The organism is Flagellimonas olearia (genome assembly GCF_009184425.1).
GTDB classification, from domain to species: Bacteria; Bacteroidota; Bacteroidia; order Flavobacteriales; family Flavobacteriaceae; genus Flagellimonas; species Flagellimonas olearia.
On the sequence record NZ_WELG01000011.1, the window covers coordinates 1 to 970 of the forward strand.

General features: G+C 42.6%; 1 protein-coding gene. It reads left to right on the plus strand.

The window, feature by feature from the left end; all coding sequences use genetic code 11:
- Positions 1-204: 204 nt before the first annotated feature.
- The coding region (locus tag F8C76_RS19840) for a reverse transcriptase domain-containing protein (protein WP_211372173.1) at positions 205-970 on the plus strand (766 nt) is incomplete at its 3' end.

Consider the following 970-nt stretch of genomic DNA (forward strand, 5'->3'; position numbering starts at 1 on the left):
CATGCAACCCTACCTATATCTTTTTGGGGTTATGCCTTAGAAGCAGCAGCATACATTTTAAATGTGGTGCCATCTAAGTCAGTACCTAAGACACCCCAAGAAATGTGGACAGGTCGAAAACCTAGTTTAAATCATATCCACATTTGGGGTTGTCCAGCTTATGTACTGAATGATAAAGCTACCAAGCTAGAACCCAGATCAGAAATGTGCTACTTCATTGGGTATCCTAAGGGAACGAGAGGTGGCATGTTTTATCATCCAAAGGAGCAAAAAGTGCTCATCAGCACTCATGCTAGATACTTAGAGGATGATTGTATGATGCACCAAGAGCTTAGTAGTACAGAAACCCTTGAGGAGATTCTTCCGGAATCCCCTATAACATCTGAACCAGATCCTGAGACAGTAGATAGACCGGATATTCCTTTAAACACTCCGGAGCCTCGTCGTAGTGGGAGAATTCCTAGACAACCAGATAGATATCTAGGAGTGTCTTTAAAGACAGACTCTGATGATATGGTTGAGGATCCTACTAGTTACGATGAAGCAGTAACGGATATAGATGCTGACATGTGGCAACAAGCGATGAAATCTGAATTGGATTCCATGTATTCCAATCAAGTCTGGGAACTTGTAAATGCACCTGAAGGGATCAAACCCATAGGGTGCAAGTGGATTTACAAGAGGAAGAGAGGAGTGGATGGGAAGGTGGAAACCTTCAAAGCTAGACTGGTGGCGAAAGGATATACTCAGAAAGAGGGTATCGATTATGAGGAAACCTTTTCACCAGTGGCCATGCTTAAGTCCATAAGGATTCTCTTAGCCATCGCATGTCATTATGACTACGAGATATGGCAAATGGATGTCAAGACAGCTTTCCTTAATGGAAGTCTTGACGAATGCATCTATATGATGCAACCAGAGGGTTTTGTTGCTAGTAGCCAAGAGAACATGGTCTGTAAACTTAAGAAGT